The organism is Chryseobacterium sp. G0162, from assembly GCF_003815715.1.
Lineage (GTDB): Bacteria > Bacteroidota > Bacteroidia > Flavobacteriales > Weeksellaceae > Chryseobacterium.
The window spans coordinates 3,168,716-3,193,273 of record NZ_CP033922.1 but is presented as its reverse complement, the minus strand read 5'-3'; the positions used below and the strand labels follow the sequence as shown (position 1 = coordinate 3,193,273).

At 33.3% G+C, this 24,558-nt stretch carries 31 protein-coding genes; 29 read left to right on the top strand and 2 right to left on the bottom strand.

Translation table 11 applies throughout. The features are described from left to right. Nucleotides 1-348: 348 nt before the first annotated feature. Nucleotides 349-1,233 carry a restriction endonuclease gene (locus EG344_RS14565; RefSeq protein ID WP_123910036.1) on the top strand — a complete coding sequence of 295 codons (885 nt, stop codon included), beginning with the start codon at nucleotides 349-351 and terminating at the stop codon, nucleotides 1,231-1,233. A gap of 124 nt (nucleotides 1,234-1,357) precedes the next feature. Here the strand turns inward: EG344_RS14565 and EG344_RS14560 are convergent, their stop codons facing one another. Continuing rightward, a complete protein-coding gene (locus EG344_RS14560) occupies nucleotides 1,358-1,615 on the bottom strand; it encodes an XRE family transcriptional regulator (protein ID WP_123910035.1) in 258 nt (85 codons plus the stop codon). Nucleotides 1,616-1,875: 260 nt separating this feature from the next. Here EG344_RS14560 and EG344_RS14555 point away from each other — a divergent pair, with 260 nt between their 5' ends. Together EG344_RS14555 and EG344_RS14550 are read left to right on the top strand one after the other, a co-directional pair. Continuing rightward, nucleotides 1,876-2,109, top strand: coding sequence for a hypothetical protein (locus EG344_RS14555; protein ID WP_123910034.1), 234 nt, complete (start codon nucleotides 1,876-1,878; stop codon nucleotides 2,107-2,109). A 26-nt stretch (nucleotides 2,110-2,135) separates the two neighbouring features. Next, nucleotides 2,136-2,690 (top strand): hypothetical protein, encoded by a 555-nt coding sequence (locus EG344_RS14550; RefSeq protein WP_123910033.1) that lies wholly within the window; start codon nucleotides 2,136-2,138, stop codon nucleotides 2,688-2,690. A 23-nt stretch (nucleotides 2,691-2,713) separates the two neighbouring features. On the opposite strand, the gene EG344_RS14545 is transcribed toward EG344_RS14550, so the two are convergent. Beyond that, nucleotides 2,714-3,061, bottom strand: coding sequence for a winged helix-turn-helix transcriptional regulator (locus EG344_RS14545; RefSeq protein WP_123910032.1), 348 nt, complete (start codon nucleotides 3,059-3,061; stop codon nucleotides 2,714-2,716). A gap of 85 nt (nucleotides 3,062-3,146) precedes the next feature. Here EG344_RS14545 and EG344_RS14540 point away from each other — a divergent pair, with 85 nt between their 5' ends. From EG344_RS14540 to EG344_RS14415, 26 genes are all read left to right on the top strand, one after another. Then, entirely contained in the window at nucleotides 3,147-3,656 is a 510-nt protein-coding gene (locus tag EG344_RS14540) for a dihydrofolate reductase family protein (RefSeq protein ID WP_123910031.1), read from the top strand. Between the two features lie 215 nt (nucleotides 3,657-3,871). After that, entirely contained in the window at nucleotides 3,872-4,843 is a 972-nt protein-coding gene (locus EG344_RS14535) for a Kelch repeat-containing protein (protein WP_123910030.1), read from the top strand. A 100-nt stretch (nucleotides 4,844-4,943) separates the two neighbouring features. Further along, nucleotides 4,944-5,510: a hypothetical protein gene (locus EG344_RS14530; RefSeq protein WP_123910029.1), complete on the top strand. Its 567-nt coding sequence runs from the start codon at nucleotides 4,944-4,946 to the stop codon at nucleotides 5,508-5,510. A gap of 71 nt (nucleotides 5,511-5,581) precedes the next feature. Then, nucleotides 5,582-6,091 (top strand): YegJ family protein, encoded by a 510-nt coding sequence (locus tag EG344_RS14525; RefSeq protein ID WP_123910028.1) that lies wholly within the window; start codon nucleotides 5,582-5,584, stop codon nucleotides 6,089-6,091. 166 nt (nucleotides 6,092-6,257) lie between these two features. After that, nucleotides 6,258-6,818 (top strand): SHOCT domain-containing protein, encoded by a 561-nt coding sequence (locus tag EG344_RS14520; RefSeq protein ID WP_164464441.1) that lies wholly within the window; start codon nucleotides 6,258-6,260, stop codon nucleotides 6,816-6,818. A gap of 211 nt (nucleotides 6,819-7,029) precedes the next feature. Continuing rightward, the gene (locus EG344_RS14515; RefSeq protein WP_123910026.1) at nucleotides 7,030-8,202 is read left to right on the top strand and encodes a T9SS C-terminal target domain-containing protein; all 1,173 of its coding nucleotides are present in this window, start codon (nucleotides 7,030-7,032) and stop codon (nucleotides 8,200-8,202) included. Nucleotides 8,203-8,298: 96 nt separating this feature from the next. Then, complete coding sequence (locus tag EG344_RS14510) at nucleotides 8,299-8,958, top strand: DUF2461 domain-containing protein (protein ID WP_123910025.1); 660 nt, start codon at nucleotides 8,299-8,301, stop codon at nucleotides 8,956-8,958. A 123-nt stretch (nucleotides 8,959-9,081) separates the two neighbouring features. Next, the gene (locus EG344_RS14505) at nucleotides 9,082-9,993 is read left to right on the top strand and encodes a serine hydrolase domain-containing protein (RefSeq protein WP_262697350.1); all 912 of its coding nucleotides are present in this window, start codon (nucleotides 9,082-9,084) and stop codon (nucleotides 9,991-9,993) included. Between the two features lie 26 nt (nucleotides 9,994-10,019). Next, nucleotides 10,020-10,424 carry an NUDIX hydrolase gene (locus EG344_RS14500; RefSeq protein ID WP_123857736.1) on the top strand — a complete coding sequence of 135 codons (405 nt, stop codon included), beginning with the start codon at nucleotides 10,020-10,022 and terminating at the stop codon, nucleotides 10,422-10,424. Nucleotides 10,425-10,481: 57 nt separating this feature from the next. Continuing rightward, nucleotides 10,482-11,852, top strand: coding sequence for a hypothetical protein (locus EG344_RS14495; RefSeq protein WP_123910023.1), 1,371 nt, complete (start codon nucleotides 10,482-10,484; stop codon nucleotides 11,850-11,852). Nucleotides 11,853-11,860: 8 nt separating this feature from the next. Beyond that, nucleotides 11,861-12,286, top strand: a complete 426-nt coding sequence (locus EG344_RS14490) for a DUF1801 domain-containing protein (protein WP_123910022.1) — start codon at nucleotides 11,861-11,863, stop codon at nucleotides 12,284-12,286. Between the two features lie 19 nt (nucleotides 12,287-12,305). After that, complete coding sequence (locus EG344_RS14485; RefSeq protein ID WP_123910021.1) at nucleotides 12,306-13,073, top strand: hypothetical protein; 768 nt, start codon at nucleotides 12,306-12,308, stop codon at nucleotides 13,071-13,073. After that, a complete protein-coding gene (locus EG344_RS14480) occupies nucleotides 13,054-13,818 on the top strand; it encodes a phosphodiester glycosidase family protein (protein WP_228412742.1) in 765 nt (254 codons plus the stop codon). The genes EG344_RS14485 and EG344_RS14480 overlap by 20 nt, the downstream gene beginning before the upstream one ends. A gap of 94 nt (nucleotides 13,819-13,912) precedes the next feature. Then, nucleotides 13,913-14,452: a dihydrofolate reductase family protein gene (locus EG344_RS14475; protein ID WP_123910020.1), complete on the top strand. Its 540-nt coding sequence runs from the start codon at nucleotides 13,913-13,915 to the stop codon at nucleotides 14,450-14,452. A 13-nt stretch (nucleotides 14,453-14,465) separates the two neighbouring features. After that, a complete protein-coding gene (locus EG344_RS14470; protein WP_123910019.1) occupies nucleotides 14,466-14,915 on the top strand; it encodes a nuclear transport factor 2 family protein in 450 nt (149 codons plus the stop codon). Nucleotides 14,916-14,960: 45 nt separating this feature from the next. After that, entirely contained in the window at nucleotides 14,961-15,335 is a 375-nt protein-coding gene (locus EG344_RS14465; RefSeq protein ID WP_123910018.1) for a VOC family protein, read from the top strand. Nucleotides 15,336-15,424: 89 nt separating this feature from the next. Continuing rightward, nucleotides 15,425-16,207, top strand: a complete 783-nt coding sequence (locus EG344_RS14460; RefSeq protein ID WP_123910017.1) for a hypothetical protein — start codon at nucleotides 15,425-15,427, stop codon at nucleotides 16,205-16,207. A 41-nt stretch (nucleotides 16,208-16,248) separates the two neighbouring features. Beyond that, nucleotides 16,249-16,767: a hypothetical protein gene (locus tag EG344_RS14455; RefSeq protein ID WP_123910016.1), complete on the top strand. Its 519-nt coding sequence runs from the start codon at nucleotides 16,249-16,251 to the stop codon at nucleotides 16,765-16,767. A 339-nt stretch (nucleotides 16,768-17,106) separates the two neighbouring features. Then, on the top strand, nucleotides 17,107-18,717 hold the full coding sequence (locus tag EG344_RS14450) for a serine hydrolase (RefSeq protein WP_123910015.1): 1,611 nt from the start codon (nucleotides 17,107-17,109) through the stop codon (nucleotides 18,715-18,717). Nucleotides 18,718-18,825: 108 nt separating this feature from the next. Next, nucleotides 18,826-19,209: a 5-carboxymethyl-2-hydroxymuconate Delta-isomerase gene (locus EG344_RS14445; protein ID WP_123910014.1), complete on the top strand. Its 384-nt coding sequence runs from the start codon at nucleotides 18,826-18,828 to the stop codon at nucleotides 19,207-19,209. Between the two features lie 32 nt (nucleotides 19,210-19,241). Beyond that, entirely contained in the window at nucleotides 19,242-19,745 is a 504-nt protein-coding gene (locus EG344_RS14440) for a DinB family protein (protein ID WP_123911824.1), read from the top strand. Nucleotides 19,746-19,924: 179 nt separating this feature from the next. Then, nucleotides 19,925-20,983, top strand: coding sequence for a hypothetical protein (locus tag EG344_RS14435; RefSeq protein WP_123910013.1), 1,059 nt, complete (start codon nucleotides 19,925-19,927; stop codon nucleotides 20,981-20,983). Nucleotides 20,984-21,024: 41 nt separating this feature from the next. Next, complete coding sequence (locus EG344_RS14430) at nucleotides 21,025-22,014, top strand: DUF2268 domain-containing putative Zn-dependent protease (protein ID WP_123910012.1); 990 nt, start codon at nucleotides 21,025-21,027, stop codon at nucleotides 22,012-22,014. A 428-nt stretch (nucleotides 22,015-22,442) separates the two neighbouring features. Beyond that, nucleotides 22,443-23,198, top strand: a complete 756-nt coding sequence (gene blaCHM / locus EG344_RS14425; RefSeq protein WP_123910011.1) for a CHM family subclass B1 metallo-beta-lactamase — start codon at nucleotides 22,443-22,445, stop codon at nucleotides 23,196-23,198. 108 nt (nucleotides 23,199-23,306) lie between these two features. Next, a complete protein-coding gene (locus EG344_RS14420; protein WP_123910010.1) occupies nucleotides 23,307-24,083 on the top strand; it encodes an alpha/beta fold hydrolase in 777 nt (258 codons plus the stop codon). 18 nt (nucleotides 24,084-24,101) lie between these two features. Next, nucleotides 24,102-24,452 (top strand): DUF2200 domain-containing protein, encoded by a 351-nt coding sequence (locus EG344_RS14415; RefSeq protein ID WP_123910009.1) that lies wholly within the window; start codon nucleotides 24,102-24,104, stop codon nucleotides 24,450-24,452. Nucleotides 24,453-24,558 lie beyond the last annotated feature (106 nt).

The following is a 24,558-nucleotide window of genomic DNA, read 5'->3' as shown; positions in this document are numbered from 1 at the left end:
ACTTTATTTTTTATCCATTAAGAACCTCAGAACTCTACTCCAATTCTGAACCAATAAAAATAATCCTTAAAAACTAAGCTCCGATGCCTGAAGACTTCGGAGCTTAGTTTTTATTTTTTTTGTTAAGGACAAATCTAGGATTTCTCATCTATTTTAAAATCCAATAAGTCTTTAGGTGATACATTTAGACCTCTGGCCAAATCAATTAATGTAGTAAATGCAAAGTTTCCCCGCTGCGCAAAGTCTCCCGACTTTGCGCAATTAAAATAAATCGCCTAAACCACTTTACATATTGAGTGGTTTACTTTTTAATAATCCGTAAATTTATACTTCCTAATATTTATAATTATGTCAATCTTCGAATATGATCATTTTGATAGCCCATTAAAAGTTGGTGATGACAACCCCCATATGCAAGAATGTATCTTTTGTCGAAACAAATTAGAAGTGTTTTCAATAGATGATTATTGGGATGTAGATTTAAAAGAAATTTATAACTTTCATCAATTGGGAAAGAGCTGGTGTTATGAAGAAGGAATGGATGAAGAAATGTGGGAGCTTGATCTTTCTAGATATTCCTGTGAAGTATTTTTTCATCACTGTAATAAATGTGGTTGGTGGAGAATAATAAAAGATGTGACAGTTAGTGCTAAAGTATCACAGTTATGGCAATTTTTCTATGGTACTGCAGGTCTATTGAAAAAATTAGATTTGCATAATGTTGACGCTCCAATCAATGAAATTTCAAAATATCTTCTAGCTAAATATGAAGCAAGATTTAGTTTACATCCAAAGTTATTTGAAGATGTTACAGGACAGGTTTTTAAGAATCTTGGATATGAGACTATCGTGACAGGTTATTCAAATGATGGAGGAATTGATGTTATCCTAGAAAAGGAAGGAAAACAAATTGGTGTCCAAGTTAAAAGATACAAGAATAAAATAAAGGTTGATCAAATAAGAGAGTTAACAGGTGCTCTTTTTCTTTCTGGTATACCAAAAGGTATTTTTATTACTACATCAGATTTTCAAAGCGGAGCAAATAAAACCATTAAAAAGTCACATGATAGAGGTCTACCTATTGAACTTATAAACTCTAAAAGATTTTATGATATTTTAAAGTTAACTACTGAATCTAAAATTGACAAAGAAAATATTAGAAATAAACTTGAATCAGCTTTAAAAAACAAGCTACATAGTTACAATTGGGAGAATCCTATGAATAGTCTTTAAAAGATTAAACTTACCACAAATGCCTCTATTCCCAAGCTCCACAAAGTCCCCCTGATCTTGTCAATAAAATAAAACCAATCTATTAAAAAATAATCTCCGAAGTCTTCATACTCCGGAGCTTATTTTATTTATCTAATTCAGAATAGTATTCTTCAAAATCAAAAATAATATCAAATAATTCTTTTGGATGTATTCTTAATCCAGTTGCAATTTCAATGAAAGTACTGAGTTGGCAATCGATTTTGTTATTAGCAACATCACTAATCCTTGCAGCAGTAACATTACATCTTTCAGAAACCTTAGAATATGGAGTTTCACCTTTTATTTCTTTTATTTTTTCTGAGACCATTCTTTTGATTTCATCAGTTTTATACTCGTTCATAATTGCACTCTTTAGTGCAAATTGTAATTATTGATATAAATTACCATTACCGAATTCGGTAATATGAAAATATTTTTATTATATTTGTCTATAGATTACATATGAAGATGTAATTTTGCGATACTTCAAAGAAATATAGAAGCTATTGCTTAGAATCTCGCCATTGGAAACTGGTAATTTTTAGGAACGAGACGATAAGCTAGAAGCTCACGACCTAGGCGTGGGCTCTCTTATCTGTTCCCTGGTATACCAGTACCTCAATGGCAGATATTGTAGAGTCTATGCCGTTTTATTTTCATGCCATTCTGCTTTTCTACAATCATCTTTTTCTAAGCCTGCTTTACAATATAAAGTATTATGATACGGTACAATGGGGTGTACAATCCATTGCGGCTTTCGGGCTTTTAGAAAAACACAAATTCTATCATATTCATTCGGCTAGTATGAGAAGGAAGTTCAGGCATTGCAGGACTTACTTCTTTACTGCCGGGTAAAATCGTACAACAAAAAATACACACTCATGAAAAAAAACAGAACAGACTTTCAATCCCGGCTTGGGAAAGGCCGGAAGAAATATTGTGGCTTACAGCAGATAGAAACATTTTTTCAACTCAATGATCTGACAGCCACCAAAGAGCTGTTAAACAACATTATGAGCTATGCCCTTAAAAGAAATAGCTGGATAAAGGAAGAACCTTCTGTCATTTATCATTTTCACCAGGCAATGCGGTCATTCATCCGTGCAAGTTACTTCATCATGCTGAAAGAAAAGAAATATACAATCAATACTCAGTTGGAAGAGGTCTCTCCATTGGTTCTTGGTCTGCTTTCTGAGAAAGAATATCAAAATCCGCTGTTGGTCTTTAAAAAAGCTTTCAAAGAATACAGCATCAATGAATTTGATTACTTTATTTCTGGGATGGTCTACTTCTCAATGGGAATCTATGACAAGCTACCGGAAAGGAATATGATAAACCCCTACATTCATCTGATTAAAATGCTGGATGCAGCGCACCTTATTACTGAAAGAAGAGAAAATAAAGCTTTCAAAATCAAGAAAGGTGATTTGATGTAAACTCAACTTCTTAATGATATAAATCACTTCTCCTTTATTTTCTTTCTATGCTTCAACCCAAAATTAATTAAAGCATTGACAACCTCTTCAGTTTCTGCAGCGTGTGTGGTAAGTGCATACGAAACGGTGACAGGTTTGGTGTTATTAACTGTTCGGGTGATCAGTAAATTATCTTCCAGCTCCTGCAGCACTTTGGATAAAACTTTTGGACTTATTCCCAGAGCCGTTTCCTGCAGATCTTTGAACCGCATTGTTTCGTGATGATACAAATTATGCAGAATACAGAATTTCCATTTGCCACCCAACAATTCAATGGCATCTTTAAGGGCCAATATTTGTTCTTTACTGATGTCATTTTTTTTAGTACTCATACATACAATAGTTACTTTCCAAAAGGTAACGGATAGTAAAGGTAAAGTTTCTTTCAGATAATTTTACACAGTAAAAAAATTAAAAATGAAAGTAACAGTAATTGCCAACATTTCAGCTAATGGTAAAGTATTATTATCCGATCATCCACATCATCAATTACCACCAGAAGCAATGGATTTTTATTTAGAATTCGCGAAAAAAGTGGGGAACCTTGTCATAGGCTTTAAAACCTTTGAAAATTTTTTAACCTTCCCACAGGAAGTCAAAGACCATTTCAGCGGAATAGAAATCGTAATACTCTCAGAAAAACCTTACTCATCAAAAGACTACAAGACGGTTAAAAGTCCTGAAGAAGCTATTGAATATATGTCAGAAAAAGGTTGGCACGAAATGGCAATTGGCGGTGGAACAAGTGCTTTTAATGCCTTTATAGACAAAGATTTGGTAACGGACATTTATTTTAATATTCATCCACTCATCACAGGAGCTGGCGATGTTTTAGGAAACAGCAGTGAACTGAACTCAAAATTTAAACATAAAGAATATAACCTTAAAAACGGTTTCATTCAACTGCATCTAAGCAAAGAAGACTGAAATAACACCGAGCCAAAAAGGTGAATACAGTCTTGGATATATTCTGGATGAAAAAAATATTCTTCTGTCAATCTTACTAAAGAGGAAAAGAAAGAAGCTCATCAACTTTTCCTTATCTTTGAAATACGATTATTCTCTTAAAGAATCCGGTATAAAAAATAAACCTGAATCATTGAAAGAAAATCAAATAGAACCAAACACTAAAACGCCTTCCATTGAAAACAAAATTAGTATTCCTTTCTTTTTTAGGTACACTGTTCACCCAAGCTCAAACCCTTGCTTTTAAAAATTTTGCCAATATGTCTGTAGGCAGAGGTGCTACAGCCAGTGTAATCGTGGATGATAATATCTATGTGAGCAATGGATATCAGGAAAAGGGAGGTAATGCCAATTATATTGAGAAATATAATATTACTGATAACAAATGGAGTGTTCTCAATGCTAGTCTACTTACCAAAAAATTTGCTAACTCAGAGACTGACAATAATAAGATGTATATTTTTAACGGTTGGGGAAATAGCCATCTTGAAATTGTAGACCTTTCCACCAATACTATAACGAAAGGAGCTGTTAATCGTTCCTATACAGGAAATGCAGGTTCTGCCCTCTATAACGGCAAAATATATGTGTTTGGCGGAAGCGGACTCAATGGAGCGGCAACCACTGTATTTTCTAATAGATTCCAATATTATGATATTGCTACCAATACATGGCATTCATTACCCGATATGCCCACAGCCAGGGAAACAAAGGGCAAAATTGTGAATGACAAGCTTTATGTCATTGGTGGTTTTAACGGTACTCCCTCCCGTCTGATCAACGTTTACGACCTCAACACTAATCTCTGGATCAAGCAATATACGATGCCTGCCGGAATATCCGGACACTCATTAGCGGTATCCGGTAATAAGATTTTTATTGCAGGGGGTGTTAATAATCAAGCTTTTATAGCCTATTTTGATACGACAACCAATAAGTTACACCAATTATCATCCAATATGATTCCCAGAAGGCATGCCACAGCGGAAATATATAACAATAAACTATACATCATCGGCGGAAGTACAACGTCTGTTACCAGTTCAGCTATTAAAAGCATACAAGTGGCAGATATCAGCGAAAGTGTACTCGCTGCACAAAGTCACCCGACTTTAAACAAAAATTCCAAAGCATACTCCCAACACTAGAAAGCTTCAGATAGCAAAAAATAATATAATGGTAATGTAGTGGTGCATACATAATAGTAAAACAATGGATAAATTTGAATAGTAATAACCATACAATACCATGCAAACAGATTTTTTCGGAACAGTGGAGGATAAAAAATTAATATTGGATTTTATATTTTCAGAAACTAATTATCTCGTTTTTGATCATTATTCTGGATTTGGAGAAGAATTAAAACAGTATTTTTCAACCAACGAAATTCTGGAAAAATTTGATTTAGAAAACGGCAAACAAAATGCCGTTACATTTGGGCTTTGGAATCCGCTAGATAAAACAAAAAATATCGTTCGAAAAGTGACGTTAGATCCTAAATATTGTAACGGACATACGTTTCGATACACAAGTGAAGGCTGGGGAATCCAAAGATTATATTTTGGCGGAATCCAAAATGGTTTTCTCAATGCATCCCAGTTTATGGGATTTAACGAAAAAGGAGCTATAGCAAAAGATTCTATACATCCGGATCATGAACAAGAAGCTCATCAATTAGACTGGAAACTTATTCGCTCCGATCAAAGAAAACTTAAAAATTATATTGAGAAAAAACTTGGAGCTGAAAAGCATACTCGCGGAATCATTTTAAAGAATGCCAACCAACTCATTACCCATTACGAATTAAAAATATAATAATAAAGAGCAGAGAATAAGAACAATGGATAGCCATTTAGAAAATCAAATTAATATTATTAGATTAAATCATGCATTTTAAGTTTCCAATCTATCTACTTTCATGTCTTGCCCTACTAAACTGTCAGAAAAAAGATAAAATTGTAAAAGTAGATAATGAGCCCGGTATTCACATTTTACAAGGAGAAGACAGCGAAATGAATACCGCAATAGAAAACGCACAAAACTCTTTATATCAATTTAAACAAGCAATAGAAAGTCACAATCCGGATTATTATAATTTCGCATTGAAAGAAAGATTTGCCGCAGCAGATTCCAGTTATGAACATATCTGGATAAGCGAAGTGCAATATTCTGACCATAAGTTCTATGGAATCGTGGATGGAGACCCCATTTCAACAACGGAGGTTAAACTGGGAGACACTATTGAAATTAATTCTCAGAATATCACGGATTGGATGTATATTGATAAAAACATAGTAAAAGGAGCGTATACTACCAGAGTGTTAAGGAAAAGAATATCAAAGGAAGAGCGGGAGCAGATGGACAAGGAAAGTGGTTTTGTTTTTGAGAATGAGTAAACAAAACAATGACGTATTTGAGAAATGTAAAATTACTCTTAAAACGGCATTTTATTTGATGAAAGGGTTTGTTATATTTTGAAAAAACTAATAAGGATTCCCGTAAGGTAAGCTCTGCCCCATGTTTTATTTTTGGCTTTCAATTTTGATTATTAAAAATAAAACAATGAAAAGACTAGTCTTATTATTTACCATGCTGATTTTTGGAAGTTCTTACGCGCAAAACACTCCAACATTTGAAAATGATACCCTTACTACCTCAACAGGTTTTAAGGTGTATGAAGGTTTAGACCTGAAAATCGGCACAGGCTCTATGAATGATGGCGATTTTAAATTTATCAGGACCAATGCCTCTTCCCTATTCAATTATTCTTCAACTACAGGATATCAGGGACTGGCCAATCAGGCAAATTCTTTTAAAAGAAGCAACTCCGGGCTGTCATTCAAGGTTAAAAAAATAATGTCGAGAGGGAACAAAAAAAATGGTTTTGTGTATTATGCTAAAATCGGTAGCGGTCTCATGAATTATGAAATAGATCTTGAAAACGCTATCAGATCAGGTGAGCTGATTGTTCCGGATGAATTTTTACCTAAAGAAAAATCTCAGCGTCTGAATTCGGAAACGAAATATGACAGACTGAAGAAAATTAAAGAATTAAAAGAGTCCGGCGTCCTGTCTGAAGAAGAATTCCAAAAGGAAAAAGATAAAATAATGGCTGAAAAATAGCTTTCATGCATAACCGTTCTGTTCTCAGAGCGGTTTTTATTTTTTGAATTTAATCACATTATTATTTAATCTCACTCAAGGCAAAACGAAAAAATATTAAACTTTTCCCTATCTTTGAAAAACGATGTTTTATTACGATTCGGCACTAAAAAACAATCCCCGAATTGCTTCTATAACATCTATCAAAACCAAACACTAAATCTTAACACCATTGAAAACAAAATTATTTTTCCTTTCTCTTTTGGGTTCATTCTTAGCCCATGCCCAAAACCTTCACTTTCAAAAGCTGGCAGATATGTCTGCAGGCAGAGGCGCCACAACAAGTGTAATAGTAAATGACAACATGTATGTGACCAACGGCTATACCATCGAAGGAAATACTAATTATATTGAGAAATATAATATTACAGATAATAAATGGAGTATTCTCAATACTACTCTGGTTCCCAAAAGATTTGCCAATTCAGAAACGTACAACAATAAAATTTATATTTTTAACGGCGTAGGAAATAGTCAACTTGAAATTTTAGATCTTACCACCAACACTACAACACATGGAGCAGTTAATCCTTTTTATGCAGGAAATTCTGGTTCTGCAATATACAATGGTAAAATCTATGTGTTTGGAGGCAGTGGATTAAACGGAGCTGCAAACACTGTATTTTCTAATCATTTTCAGTATTACGATATTGCTTCAAATACATGGAATTCATTACCGGACATGCCTACAGCTAAAGAAACAAAAGGCAAAATTGTTAATGATAAACTCTATGTTATTGGCGGTTTTAATGGAACCTCCTCTAATCTGATCAATGTTTACGACCTTAAAACTAATCTTTGGACCGATCAATATACAATGCCAGCCGGTGTATCCGGGCATTCATTAGCCGTATCCGATAATAAGATTTTTGTGGTAGGTGGTTATGATAATCAAACTTTTTTAGCCTATTTTGATACTACGACCAATGAATTACATGAGTTATCTTCCAATATGATTCCCCGAAGGCACTCAGCGGTGGAGGTATATAATAATAAATTATACATCATGGGCGGAAGCACCACTTCTGTTGCCAACTCATCTATTAAAAGCACCCAGGTTGCAGATATTAATGAAAGTGCACTCTCTTCAAACGTAATCACTGAAGATTATGAAACTAAAACAAGGGTGTTTACCAATGTTCATAGAGACGGCTTTGTCATCAGTAATAAAAACAATAGCAATCAATTTGAATATACCATTTTTACAATGAACGGAAAGCAAATCGGGAAAGGGTTTGCCTATTATAATAGAAATATAGATTTAACAAAAGTACAACGGGGAACTTACATTTTTACTTATAAAAATGAGAAGGGGGTTTTGCAGAAGATTAGAGTGATGATATAATCACGAGCGTTCAAATATCAATCCCGAGTTAGAACAAACATTACATTTTATATTGATTTACATTTATTGTACAGATCAATAAATTCAAACACCTATATGAAAAAAGCATTTGAATTTCTTAAACAATTAGAAAAAAACAACAACCGGGAATGGTTTGCACAGCACAAATCTGAATATGATTTGATCGTAAAAGAAAACAAAGTTTTTTTCAACCAGATATATACTGAACTTCAGGAATATGATAATTTAAAAGGCATTCATATTTTCAGGATTTACAGAGATGTTCGATTTTCTAAGGATCAGACTCCTTATAAAAACAATTTTGGAGTTGGATTTTCCCGTTCAAAGCCCATGCTAAGAGGCGGATATTATATTCAGTTGGAACCCGGTAACAGTTTTGTAGGCGGTGGTTTTTGGGGACCTGATGCCAAGGATTTACTTCGTATCCGCAAAGAATTTGAAATCAGTACTAGGGAAATCGAAAAGATTACCGCTGATGAAACGTTTGTAAAATATTTTGAAGAACTCAAAGGGGATGCTGTAAAAACAGCTCCTCGAGGCTTTGATAAAAATCATCCGGCTATAGATCTCATCAGAAAAAAACAATACATCGTTATGCGAAAATTTACCGATAAAGAAGTTTTATCTGATAATTTTCAAAAAGAAGTAGTGTTGACCCTACTGGCCATGCGTCCCTTTTTTGATTATATGAGTGAAGTTCTGACAACGGATCTTAACGGAGAACCTTTATTTTAATTTCTCTGACATACAATAACCATGCATTACCATAAACAATTCTTTTTATTTTTCACCACACTCCTGCTCCTAAGCTGCTCTGCATTTGCCCAGACAAAAAAGGCAGCTCAAATTGATTCTTTAATGAAGCAGTTCAGTCAAAATGGGACTTTTAACGGAAATGTTTTGGTTTCAAAAAATAATAAAATCATTTACAACGCTTCCTTTGGCTTTACAGATGCTGCAAAAACAAAGAAACTATCCACTGATTACAGGTTTAATATCGGTTCTATTACCAAAGAATTCAGCGGTGTTGCATTATTACAGTTACAGGAAAAGGGCAAATTGAAAATAGAAGATCATATCTCCCAACACATTCCGGAATTACCCAAATGGGCCAATGAAGTCACTATAAAGGATTTATTACAATACACAAGCGGACTGCCCAATGTAAATTGGAAAAAAATTAAAAGTAATAAAGATATTTTCGATGATTTAAAATTAATCGACAAACTTGATTTTGTGCCGGGAACTCAATACGATTACAACATGAACAATGTTTTTCTAAGACAGTTTATAGTTGAAAAAATTACCGGAATGCCTTACAAAAAGTATGTAAGTAAAAATATTTTCCAGCCATGTAAAATGAATTCGTCTGAAATTACGCCTATTGTTGATGAAAAATTGATTGCAAAAGGATTTAATAACAAATTAACAGAAGATAAACCTGATTTTTTGGTGGGTGGAACTTTCTTACCTACAACTGATTTGCTAAAATGGTCAGATTGCCTCTATTCCAATAAAGTAATTAATGAAAATTCATTGTTTGAATTGGGACAGCAGTTTGATTTACCGGATACTCAATCTTCTTTGGGCGAAGCCAAATTTAAAAACAAAAAATTAGTTACTCACTCTCATGATGGAAGAGCCGGAAACTATGAAGCCCTTTTGGTTTCTGATCTGAATGAAAAGCTAACCATTATCTTACTGGGCAATAATTATAACGGAAAACTATTTGAAATTTCTGATGCGATTACAGTAATTTTAAAAAAATAAAAAATATAATACTCTAAAAAATAACAATGGAACACAAAATCATTGACAAACTAGCCTGGATCGAATTAAAAAACAAATCCATTTTGTCCACAAAAAGCTACGGAAAAGACAAATATTATATTCCTGGTGGAAAAAGAGAATCCGGAGAAACAGATGAACAGGCTCTGATTCGTGAAATAAGTGAAGAATTAAGCGTTACCATTGATCCTAAAACACTTCACTATATCGGAACTTTTGAGGCTCAGGCCCATGGACATGCTGAAGGTATCCTTGTAAAAATGACCTGTTATTCCGGAGAATATTCCGGGGAGCTAAAAACCAACTCTGAAATTGAAGAAATGAAATGGCTTCATTATTCAGACAAAGATAAAATATCAGAAGTAGATCAAATAATTTTTGACAGCTTACACGAAAATAATTTATTGGATTAGTAGCTGTTATTTTTTTATCCTTAAAATAGAAGCTGAAACATAAACGATAACAACACTATGAAACAAAGTTTTTTCGCATTATTTTTTTTGTTGTCCTTTTGGGCATTCGGGCAGAAAGTCAGCTTCAATATTAAGTATTCTGAGCAGTTGGCTGTCTTTGTTTTTATACAGAACCTTTCTGATCATTATCCGGAAAATGTATTTAAGACTGCATTCACTCAATCAAAGTATAATACTCAAAAGTACAAGGATCTTATTGTAAAGTTCGAGCGACTGCCAATCGATTACAGTTATTCATTTGATGAATATCCTTATGGTTCAAAAATACCCATGCAGTCCAGAGATATTCTGAAAAAGAATCTGATTGAAACAAATAATTTAAATGATTTTAAGCTTCGTTCCATCGGAATCCTGCCTAATGTAACTTTGCAGAGTATCTCTGAAATTATTTCAGCATTTACTCCGATTTACAATGAGCTTATTTATATTCCTAATAAAGATCAGTTTGAACCACAACTAAAGAAAATCAGCATGTACTCCAGGGAGAAAAACATGGAATATTATTTTCAGACAGGTTTATTGTTCTATAACTCAACCTGGGATGTTTCGATCCCTTTTGAAATCGCAATGTATCCTTTGCCCAATTCAATGGGGTTTACAGCCCAGGCTTTTTACAATAACTTTATAAGTGCCGTTCAAACCAATTTAAAAGATTACACAGGCTTTTTCAGTGTTATGCTGCATGAAACCTACCACATCCTTAATGATGAACAGTCTCTTGCTGTGAAAAAAGAGATTGCAAAAAACTTTAAGGACAATCCATCGAAATACAGCAACTATGCCTATCAATTAATGAATGAAGCACTGGCAACCGCTATGGGAAATGGATACGTCTATGAAAGCCTTAATGGGAAAACAGACACCAATGACTGGTATTACAGCCAATACGTTAATCTGATGGCAAAGAAAATATATCCGACAGTAAAGGAATATATCGCTCAGAAAAAACCTATTGATAAAAATTTTATTAATACTTATATCAGGATTTATGAAGAAAACTTTCCTGGATGGATCAACGAACTTGACCATATTATGACATACAGATATATCCTGTCTGAGAATAAAAAAGATTTTAATAAGATAGGTCAAATGTATCCTATGCGTTCAAGTGAGGAATCTGAAACACAAATTACCATGCTCAGTCTTGAAAAAATGAAGAAAACTCCTCTAACAAAAATCATTATTATCTCCCAAAACCATAACGAAAAACTTAACCTCGTTAAAAGCCAATTCAAAGAATTGAACCAGTGGAGCTTTAATCCTGATAAAGAATTTCAGTACAAGATTCTTTTGGATGACAAAAGCCAGCTTTTGATCATTAACCAACAGCAATCTCCTATTGAGACTTTTTTTGCCAATTCCAAATAAAATAAGACATGAACATCCAGGAACAGATCAAAGAATATATTGCAGCACAATCTGAACCCAAACGTTCCGAGATGTGGGAACTTCACCACATCATGCTCGAACTTATGCCGAATCGTAAATTATGGTTTCTGGACGGTAAAAACGATGAAGGTAAAACAGTTTCTAACCCCAATATAGGCTACGGGTCTCAGATCATGCAATATGCTGATGGAAAAAGCAAAGAATTCTACCAGATCGGAATGAGCGCCAATACCACAGGAATATCTGTTTATATTATGGGAATAGATGATAAAACTTATTTAGCCAGAACCTTTGGAAAAGGAATAGGGAAAGCCAGCATAACCGGATATTGTATTAAGTTTAAAACATTGAAAAATATCAACATTGAGGCTCTTAAAGCTGCCATACAATATGGCTACACTCAAAAATCCTAATTCCATTCAATAATCTAAAATGAAGTTCAAATTATTTATCTTATTTTTTACTTTTTCAGTCATAAAAATTCTAGCTACAGGTCAGGAACCGGACAGGATCATCATCAACAATAAAGAATATAAATTACTCAATAACCCACTAGAGAAATATTTTACAGACCATCCTGAGCACCATCCTATTTATGGATCTAAAAACACCATTAAAAAAGAGGGTAAAGAAGAAACGATTTTTATTGGTTCAACATCCAACCATCGTGGTTACATTGCGACATTTAAAATTGAAAACAATCTTTTAAGTCTTGTTGATATTAAGATTCAAAATCCGACCTCTGATGAATATGAATATATTTCTGTTTTTAAAAAAACATTTGGTGATAGGAAAATAGTCCTTAATTATACCGGAATATTAATCATTCCAATAGGCAAAATGCTTGAGGCTGCTAATTTTGGATATGCTTCACTATATGATAAATATCACCTTATAACGATTCAGAATGATAATATTATAAAAGAAAAAGAGTTGGATAAAGATGGTTTTATGGACTTTAAAGTCAGACAATTTATGGATTTCAAAAAAACTGAAGAATATAAAACTGAAGTAAAAAACTATTATGAAGGCTGGAATACAAGTAAAGAATGGGATCTATCAAGAAAAAATACCCGTGGAATGTCAAAAAAGGAGATTGCTCAGCTGAAAAAGAAATATGAGCTTCCACCCAATGAAGACTATATTTACAACTATCTTTTTGTAGTTTTGAACCCTGATTTTGTCATTACAAACTATTAGAAAACTGTTGTATCTTCATTATCCGATGCCAAAACAATATAATTATCTGCTCGCCCTCCTACTCTTTCTCATCATCTCCTGTAGCGAAAAGATACAGGATAAAAACAACTTTATCATGTATCAGGTGAATCCTAAAAAGCAAACGGTAAAATTGTATTGGAAAAACAGTAAAAATGAAATACTGAAAAGCATCGGCAATCTCAAAAATGAAGCGGAATCTAACAATGAAAAATTAATTTTCGCCATGAATGGCGGAATGTTTGAACCTGATAATTCACCAAAAGGACTTTATATAGAGAATTTCAAAATTCTAAAACCTATTGACCCATTGCAAGGCTTCGGAAACTTTTATCTTCAGCCTAATGGAATATTTTATATAACCCAAAACAATGAGCCGGGAATTGTTGATACTAAAAAATATAAACAAAATCCCACCATTAAATATGCCACTCAATCCGGACCGATATTGTTGATTGATGGAAAAATAAATCCCATCTTTCAAAAAGATTCTAAGAATCTTAACATCAGAAACGGCGTTGGAATGCTGGAAAACGGAGAAATTATTTTTGCCATGTCTAAAAAAGAAATTAATTTCTATACCCTTGCCCAATTTTTTAAGGAAATGGACTGCAAAAAGGCATTATATCTCGACGGTTATGTTTCCAGAACGTATCTTCCTGAGAAAAACTGGCTGCAAGTTGATGGAGACTTTGGAGTAATGATAGGAATTACAGAACCCCAATAAAAATACCTATCAATCAGTTTCTCTAAAAAGTAAAAATATACTATCTTTCGTTGGTATCAGAAAAATCACCCAACACTTCTTACTGACGATTATTATGAAAAAAGTTATTCTGGATTTAGCAACAACCTTAGACGGATTTATTGAAGGCCCCAACGGAGAAATCGACTGGTGCATTATGGATGATGATATGAATTTTGATAGCTTTATATCAGGAATTGACACCATTTTCTATGGAAGAGTAAGCTATGATGCATGGGGAAATTACCGACCTGATGAAAATGCAGCTCCGGAAGAACTGGAATTCTGGAAAACCATTCATGCAAAGAAGAAGTTTGTATTTTCAAGTCAAAACCGTGAAGATGAAAAGGCAACATTTATTCACTCCGATCTTGTGGAAAAAGTTTCAGAGATAAAAAAGCAGGGCGGAAAAGATATCTGGCTGTATGGCGGAGCAAGTCTTATCAAAACTTTCATTCAAAATAATCTCATTGATGTTTACCGAATTTCTGTACATCCGGTTGCTTTAGGAAGTGGAAAACCTCTTTTTGAAGATTTAAAAGAAAGATTAAATTTAAAACTTGTTGAAACCAATGTTTTCAAGTCAGGTGTGGTACAGCTTATTTATCATCCATAATAAATCATAGCATATGAAATATTATACTTCTTTTCTTCTGCTCTTTTTAACCATCCAATGGATGTCAGCACAAACGAAACAAGACACACTGAGCATCCGACAGGCAGCTCTTGATTATATAGAATCCCAGCACTCACCGGCTCCCAACAGAATGGAACGGGCCCTACATCCCCGCATGGTAAAACGTACCTTTTGGAAAGATAAAGCTACAGCTAAAGATTACCTCCGTGAGACCAACACAGAATCTATGGTTTTACTGGCTGAAAACTATAATAAAAACGGTGATAAATTTCCTGCCTCTCCCAAAAAAAAAATAAAACTGCTGGATATTTCTGACAATACAGCCTCGGTAAAATTAATGGCAGATGAATGGATAGATTATATGCATCTTGCCAAGCTAAACGGCACATGGAAAATAGTAAATGTTCTTTGGCAATACAATGACAGTAAACGTCATAACTAATCATTGAATTGCCTGCAATCTTTAATAAAAACATATTTCCCAACCATGAAGATAAAATTAGACTCCATCATCCTGTATGTACAAAATATCAGTTTACTCAAAAAATTTTATGTTGAAAACTTTAACTTAAAAGTGATGGAAGAAGATTCCATCTGGGTTTTGATGAATGCCGGAACTGCCAATATCGGACTTCACAAAATTGGAAATCAATATTTGGAGAAAATAGAAACCGGTTATCAATTTGATAACAATACCAAACTTGTTTTTGAAGTGGAGACAGATATTGAATCGGCAAGAAATGAACTGCTGTCAAAAAAAGTTGAGATGAGAGCCATCAAAACTTTTGAAAACTATGATTTCTGGTTGTGTGACGGCATAGATCCTGAAGGAAATGTATTTCAGCTGAAATGCAAAAAATAATAAATAGGATTAAAATTTTTCAACTTCATTTTTTAGCATTTAAGTTGATGGAAAATCAAACTACTTCTTAACAAACTAAATTTAATTCCATGAAAATAAAGAAAATATTTGGGGGTTTGTTGTGTATCACTACTCATTTCTTGTTCGGCCAAAATATGTCCGTTATTGAAAAACAACTGAATGAATCCTTCCAAAAGATTAATTATTGGTCTTCCGAAGGCAGAGATCATAAAGATTCTTATGATTCTTTAGCTGTTGCCAACACAAAGTTTGAAAAATTATTAGTACGATATACCTCTTCTCAACCTCAGACGATCAGTCATGATTTTAAATCTCTGGAGAAAAACGGGCTCATTGTAAAGACCTCAGAAGATGGTAAATTCCGGATATATTCATGGGATACATGGACAGGAGGAACGATGCATTTCTTTAAGAATGTCTTTCAATACGAAACCATTGATAAAAAAATATATTCTAAAGCTGTAGAAAGTCAGGGAGAAGGTGATCCGGGATGTTATTATTATCAGATCAATGATATTATTTCAGAGAACAAAAAATATTATCTTACTCAAAGTAAAGCAATACTAAGCTCCGGAATGAGCTACCATGTTATCAAAGTCTTTTCTATTGATAAACAGCAGCTGAATGATAAAGCTCAGCTCATCAAGACTCAAAGCGGAATAAAAAATCAACTAAGCTATGAAGTAGATCTTACAGCTTCAGCCAACAGAAACTATCAAGGCAGAGATTATGAGATTGAATATGATTCTAAAAATAAAATTATCAGTATTCCTTTAATACAGGCAGATTCTAAAGTCACCAATAAAAAGATCAGGTATCAGTTTAAGGGAAAATATTTTGAGAAAATGTAAATTCACGTTTGTATTAATGATGACCACAAATCCAACTCTTGATGAAAAAAATAATTACTGTTGACCTTCTTATTATAGCCTTAGTTTATTTTTATTATCCGGTTTTTGATAGTGAGAAAATATCTTATTTTATTATTTTTTCATGTTTTACTATTCTTTGTTTTTCGATAGCAAAAATGTATGCTCCAAGTGATAAAGAAAATTATGAATCTGTCGAAAAAAAAATGGATAAACTCCATACCTACAATGGACTTTTTCAATATAGTATTGATGGTTTTTATGTGAAACAGAAAAAAACATCAGAGTGGATTCAATGGAATCAAATTATTTCTGTACACTCATTCAGTATTCCGATATTAAACACTGCAAAACAAACTGGACTAGAAATAATTACTAGTGGAAACAGATATGAATTCACCTATGAAAATACTCCAGGAATTGAAAAACTCATAGACCAACTTGCTAAACATCTTCCGAATTGGAAAACTGATTCTCCAATTATTAGAAATAACTCTGGAGCTGAAAAAAGAATATTGTATCAACGAAAAGATATTCAATAGACTAAGTAACTTCAATTAAAAGGTAAAGGAAAAAATTATGGAGACTTTAAAGATTATAAAACCGAAAATTTCACTTTTGGAAAAATTAGTTTGAAACAGGAAAAAGAATTAAAATACTTTATTGAAATAGGAAAAGCCTCAATGGTAATGATTCAAGGAGTAAAAACATTAATACAGATTAAAGATACTCATTAATTTTTGAACATAAAATTCATTTTAAAGCATTGATGAACGCCACTATTTGAGATCAATAGGAAAATTGGTTAAATAAACTCCTATTTTATTGTAAAGTAAGATGTAATAACTCTTCTGTAACAATTGTCTTATAATAAAAATTACATGAGAACTATTTTAACCTGCCTTATGGTACTATTGGCAGTGAATCCTCTTTTTTCCCAAAAAACAAAACAGCTGGAACAATTATTAGCGGCTTACGATCAGGCTGGTCAATTCAGTGGTACTGTATTGGTTGCTGAAAAAGGAAAAATTATTTTTGAAAAAAGTTATGGTTATAGAAATGCTCCCAAAAAAGAGAAAAATACCAATAACAGTCTCTATCGGATTTTCTCTACCACAAAAATGTTTACGGCAACCGTTATTCTGAAACTGGAAGAAGAAGGAAAATTATCTGTCGATGATAAACTTTCAAAATATTATCCAAATTTTCCAAAAGGAGATAGCATTACGATAGCCAATCTTCTTTCCCATACTTCCGGAATTCCCAATGATACGGCATCAGAAAATACGGTAGATGAAGAAACATTCATAAAGTTCATTTCTGCAAAACCATTAGACTTTTCACCAGGGAAAAAATGGGATTATTCAAACTCTGGCTATTATATCCTAGGATATATCATCAATAAAGTGACCGGAATGGATTATGATAAAGCTATCGAAAGTTACATCCTGAAGCCTCTGCAAATGAATCACACAGGTTTTCATTTTAACAATGTTACTGATGAAAACAAAGCTTTCGGGTATGAATTTTTATCCGATAATACTTCCAACGAAGCCTTACGTTTTAAAACCGATCATCCTTTTGCTGCCGGGGCTATGTACTCTACCGTTGAGGACCTATTCAAATTCAATGAGTCTTTTAAAAGCAACACTATCCTTAAAAAAGAAACCATTGCAAAAATGTTTACCACGTATCTTAATGATCATTATGGATTGGGCAGTACTGTCTTAACCGTTGATGGAAAAAAAAGAATTGGACATGATGGTGGCGGACCAGGCTACCGAAGCAGATATTACAGAGTTCTGGAAGATGACATTTGTATTATTGTATTCTCAAATTCTGATTTATCACATACGGATACTATTGTTCCAAAAATTGAAAACATATTATACAATAAACCTTATAAGATCCCTACAGCCGTAAAAACTAATCCAAAGCAACTCAAAAAACTGGAAGGAATCTATTCTACAGGGGCTACTGATTTTTATGTAAAAGTTGTGGACGGACAAGTTCTTTTCAGGGAAAAGGGATATCCAACCTGTTCATTATTCCCTATCAGCAATACATCATTTCAATTGGATGAAAATTTCACTTTTACCTTTAAACCGGACCAAACAGGAAAAATGAATGCTCTTGTGGTTAAGTTTCGTGATGGAAGTATAAAAACAGGAACAAAAAAGAACGCCAATTATTTATGGGGAATCATCGGAAATGCAACTCCAGGCGGATGGGATGGAAAAGACACCCCATTACAGGTAGATTCCCATCATCCGAATCTTTATTTCCTTAAAAACTTTCATCTGAAAAAAGGGAATTTAAAATTCAGAGTAGATAACGACTGGGGATATAATCTTGGCCTTAACAATGATGGCAAAACCATAGCCCTTAATGCCTATGATTTCCCGATAGCAGAAGACGGCCAGTATGATATTGTATTGGATATGTCTGATCCTATAAAACCGCAATACAGTATTAAAAAATCTACTTTGTAAAAATTAATAGTATAAAAACCGTTCTATTTTGAGCGGTTTTTTATTTGAAATTCAATTCAAATTTTTCTTATTTTTACATGACAAAAATCATATCACAACATATTCCGTATGCCTCATTTCATTATAGAATGCTCGCAGGATATTCTCCAACAAAAAGCGCCGGATGAGATCATGGATGCTGTATACAGCGTGGCTGAATCAGCGGGTTTATTTGCAATGAATGACATTAAAGTAAGGCTTCAGCCTTATCAATACTATCGGCTGGGAGAGCATAAAAATAACTTTCTGCATGTCTTCGGATACATTATGCAGGGGCGCAGTACTGAGCAAAAAACTAATCTCTCAAAGCAAATAAGTACCCAGCTTACGGAATTACTTCCTGACATTTCATTTCTGTCTGTGAGTATCTATGAATTTGAAGCAGCAACTTACAGCAATAAAGCCCTGATTAATCCTGAAAATAAGAACCATGATCGACATTTTGGGCTTTGATTCTCATTTGTAAACCACCAAATATTAATATGATGAGCTTAAAAACTTTAATCAACAAAACCGTACAGTACAACAATTGGGTAGTCAATAAATACATTGACTGGTTATCCACAAAATCTGATGAACAACTCAATCAAGAAGTAATTTCCAGCTTTCCAACGATTCTAAAAACCCTGCATCATATCTGGCAGACTCAGGAATACTGGTGGAGTCATATTTCTGAAAGCAACGATTTCGATTTTGCCAAAACAGCCGCTGAGACCAGTAAAGAAGAAGTTTTCAACAACATAAAAAATAACTCTCAAAAGCTGGTAGATTATGTGGAAAGCTTATCCGAAGAGGATTTATCTAAAAATGTAAAGATAGAGTCTCAATGGTTTCAATGTGACTTTTCAAAATATGAATATATCCAACATGTAGTTCTTCACGGAACTTACCACAGAGGACAAATCGTGACAATGGGCCGTAATGTAGGAATTACAGATGCTCCTATGACAGACTTTAACTTCTGGAATATTTATAAAGATAAAATATGAATCTTTTGACCTTTAAAAAAGAGAAAATTTAAGAACATTGCTAATTCACAATCTGATATTGTGGATAACTTTTTCAAAGCTTTTTTCACGATGACCATTCAGAGATAAAATTCAACCATTCGGTCTATAAAATATCTTTCCATTCTCTTTTTTATAATATATTCGTCTAAAAATAACCCATGAAAAAAGTTTTCAAATTCTTCAAATACTTTTTACTCTCTGTATTTGTCATCATTTTAATTTCTATTTTGTACGTATTTATCAGTAACAAAATCTTTATCGGCGGAAAAGATTCTGAATTGACAGACTATCTGAAAAATAATCATACTTCACTTCATGATAAAATAGACGGTAAATTATTTGATGCTCCTTTTTATAATTCACAGGTTATCCTTTTAGGTGAAATTCATGGATATGCAGACAATCAAAAACTGGATCTGGATTTTTTAAAATTTTTAAACCAAAAAACAGGTATTAAATATTATATTGCTGAAATGGACAGTACTTATTCGCATAAGCTGAATCTGTTCCTTCATGGAAGTTCAAAAGACCAAAATTTGCTTAAGGAAGTGGTACTAGCCGTAAAAAAGAGAATTCCACAGCAATCCAGTAAAGAATTGATGGAAAAATGGAATGCCATCTATGATTATAACCAAACCCTAAAAAATTCTTTAAAGATATCCGTCATTGGAATTGATACGGATTTCAATGACAATTCCCGCAAAATCTCCAGGGATTCTGCCATGATTATAAATTTTAAAAACGCTGTAAAAAAACTGAACATTGAGCATGAGAAATTCTATGGGCTTTTCGGATTTTATCATGTTTTACAGCATGGAGTAAAAAAGAATGAGAAACCTTTCGCAGAAAGACTTAAAAACTCAGGTTTTAAAACCTCAAGCATTGTAAGCTTTCCTTTGGACAGTGAGATGTATCTTCCAAAAAATCCACAGTTCCCTACTCCAGAAGATGAGAAAATAGACTGGATCAATGCAGACGGCCCATTCATGCTGGTAAAAGGAATTAATGATTTTAAAGACTTCTCTCCATCTAATTCTGTAACACTATTCAAGCTCAATGCTAAGAATTCTCCTTACCAACAGGCCGATCAATTAATCTCTATAAAATCCAGAATGTTTGGAGAAAGCTTCACTCCACAACAAAATACTCATACACTTGATTATTTCCAATACGTTGTGATAACAAGAAATTCCAAAGCTTTAACGCCTATACAATAATCAGAGACCTTTTCCATGAAAAAAATATTCTATTTTTATCAATGTTTGTCATAATTTCTTGTTCTACAAGAAATTCATCCTCTATTGTTAATAAAAAATTTGATTATAGCAGATTAGAAAAAGTTTCCGATAGTGTGAAAGTTGAGAATGTTGTCATTAAAAACTTATTTAAGCATCAGCTTCTTGCCCATAAAAACCAACAATACGACTCTGCAAGGATTGTAAAAAATGTTTATTTACCTCATAAAAAATTATGGGACAGCTGCTATGGTGTTATTTTCGGAGATGAAAATGCCCAGCTTTTCAACAACCCTAAAGGCATGATTGCCTGGAACAAAACTTTATATGAAAAAAATAAGCAGGAGTTCGAAGAAAAAGCCAATATTATTTTGAATATTGATCTCCAAAAACATTTTCAGGAAACCCTTATCAGATTCAACAAACTGGTTCCTTATCAGCCTAAAGCTACAATCAGTTTAATTTTCACACCCATCACAGGAATTTCATTTGGGGGATGCAATGCAGAACAATTTGCATTAGAACTTAATGATAAAAATGTAGATATACCCTACACGCTTGAAAAAGGGCTTCCCCATGAATTAAATCATCTCGTTTATGAACATTTCAGAAACGCTGACAACAATGGAGGATCTGCGTTGAGCCAGACCATAGATGAGGGCTTTGCCTGCTACTTCACCTACGTTTTCTTTGCCCATAAAATAAAAAAATATGAAGCAGTGGAAAACATGACAAAGGAGAACTGGAACTGGTACCTCAACAACGAAAAAGAAATATTTACAAAATTAAAGCCTTATTTCTCTGATACTTCAGGAAATAATCCATTATTAAGAAATGATAAGCTTAAACTATTTCCGGATGCTCCAAAATCTATGAACTATTGGCTGGGATTCCGGATCATCGAAAAATATGTTGACAAAAACGGTCCGGATTCTTGGAAGGATGTCTATCATTTAAGTGCTAAAGATCTTTTGGAAAAAAGCGGTTACGAAAAATATATAGAAGGATTATAATAAACAGAATTCTCCAATCGTGTCGTTATTCCTTTCATTATAAGAATACAAAAATCTATGGTTTGTCAGGCTAAGAGCAAAACATGTGGATAACTTTATCTCAATTAATAAATGTTCATTAAAAAATGTGGATAACTTTTCGACACCTCTTTTAAACATTAAATAAATACTTAAAAATCAATAATTTAAAATAAATAAATATCCACATAAAGTTTTCCACAACCAACAATAAATGTGAATAAATTTATGTGGATAACTTTTTTATAGATCTATTATTGCCCCTTTATCTTGTGTAAAAACTTCTTATTTTCAAACTCAAAAATATGATGAATTGGATTAAAAAAAATCCTGACTTATTTTCATCAGTTAAAATTTTGTAATTTAAACTACAGAATATCAATCAAAAAGACCCTGTAAAAAATAAAACAATGAGAATCATTAAAAGTTTATTCATCATCTTATTTTCTTTTATCATCTTAAGTTGTGGTTCTCAACACTCCAACAACTTTACAGCAAAAGAAATTTATAAATCTGAAACCCTCATCATTACGCAGATTTCAGAAAATGCTTTTATACATACCTCTTTTAAACAAACTAATGACTTCGGGAACGTTCCCTGCAATGGGCTTATTGTAAAAAACGGTACAGAGACCATTATTTTTGATACTCCTACGAACGACAAGAGTTCCGAAGAACTGATCCAATGGATTAACCAAACACTTCATGCTAAAATCAATGCTGTTATTCCCACCCATTTTCACGATGACAGTTTAGGTGGCTTACAGGCATTTCACAATCATCATATTCCTTCGTATTCGTATTCTAAAACCATTGAATTAGCCCAACAAAATAATTTTGTGATTCCTCAAAACAGTTTTAGTGATTCCTTGATATTAAAAGTTGGGAATGAAAAAGCGATTACTAAATTCTTCGGAGAAGGACACACAAAAGATAATACCGTAGCTTATTTTCCCAGTGAAAATATTCTTTTTGGCGGCTGTCTGCTAAAAGAACTGGAAGCCAGCAAAGGATATTTGGGTGATGCCAATGTTTCTACATGGTCTGCCACTGTTGAAAAAGTAAAAAAGGAATACCCCAATGTAAAAATTGTTGTTCCGGGCCATGGTGAATATGGGAATCAGAAATTACTTGACTATACCATCACCTTATTCAAAATTCAATAAAAGAAAAAATATAAACAGGCTCTAAAAAAAGAAATAACCTTCCTTTTTGCAGTCTTTTTGTACCTTAGTTTTCTAATTATTCACCCACCAACATAAAATAAAATTTCAATGGAAAAATATGCAGTTTCTTCAGATAACCAAAAAATTCATTACAAGGAATCCGGAAACGGGAATACAGCCATAATTCTAATTCATGGCTGGCTTGGAAATACTGAATGGTGGGATGAGCAACAGAAATTTTTAGCTCCCAATTATCATATTATACAAATGGATCTTGCCGGACACGGAAAATCTGATTCTGCCAGAGAAAACTGGAACAGTTCTCGATATGCTGATGATATAAAAGCAGTAGCTGATGCTGTAGAAGCTCGGGAAATTATCCTTGTTGGGCATTCCATGAGTGGTGCTTATGTGCTTGAAGCTTCTTTAAAGATTCCAAAAGTTAAAGCTTTGGTTTTGATAGATACTTTAAAAGATCTGGATGAATCTTTTACCGCAGAACAGGTAGAAGAAATACTATCCATGTATCGTTCCGATTTTAAATATGCTGTAGAAAACATTCTTCCTCAATATCTTTTTGCAGAACAAACACCTCCTGCTGTAAAGGAAAGATTACAGCAAGAGTTTCTTCAAAATGAACCGGAAAAAGCAATCAATGTACTGAAACCTTTATACACAACTGATTTCAGAAATATTGCAAAGCAGGTTCAGATTCCTGTAATAGCTATTAATTCTGATGCATCTCCTACTCACGTTGAAAACAACCGTAAGTATTTAAAAAATTATAACTATGTAACGATTACAGGAGTGGGCCACTATCCTATGCTCGAAAAACCAGGAGAATTCAATATAATTCTTGATGAAGTATTAAAAAAGTTAATCTAAACATCCGATACAAAAGCCATGCAGAATACAAGAATCTTCACCACAGCTTTTGCCAGTGTTTATCCACATTATATTCAAAAAGCAGAAAAAAAGGGACGGACAAAATCTGAAGTTCATGAAATTATTCACTGGCTGACAGGCTATAATGAACAAGGACTTCAGGAACAACTGGATAATAAAAATGATTTTAAGACTTTTTTTGAACAAGCTCCTCAGATGAATCCTAATGCATCATTAATCAAAGGAGTTATTTGCGGATATCGTATAGAGGAAATAGAAGATGAACTGATGAGAAATATCCGCTATCTGGATAAGTTGATTGATGAACTGGCCAAAGGAAAAAAGATGGAAAAAATATTAAGGGAATAATTTTAGCTAACCTGTAATAATCACAACTAAAAACAAAAGACAGAAATAATTGCATACCTGATAGCAACATATAAAAATCAAAATAAGCAGATTGCAATTTATTAAG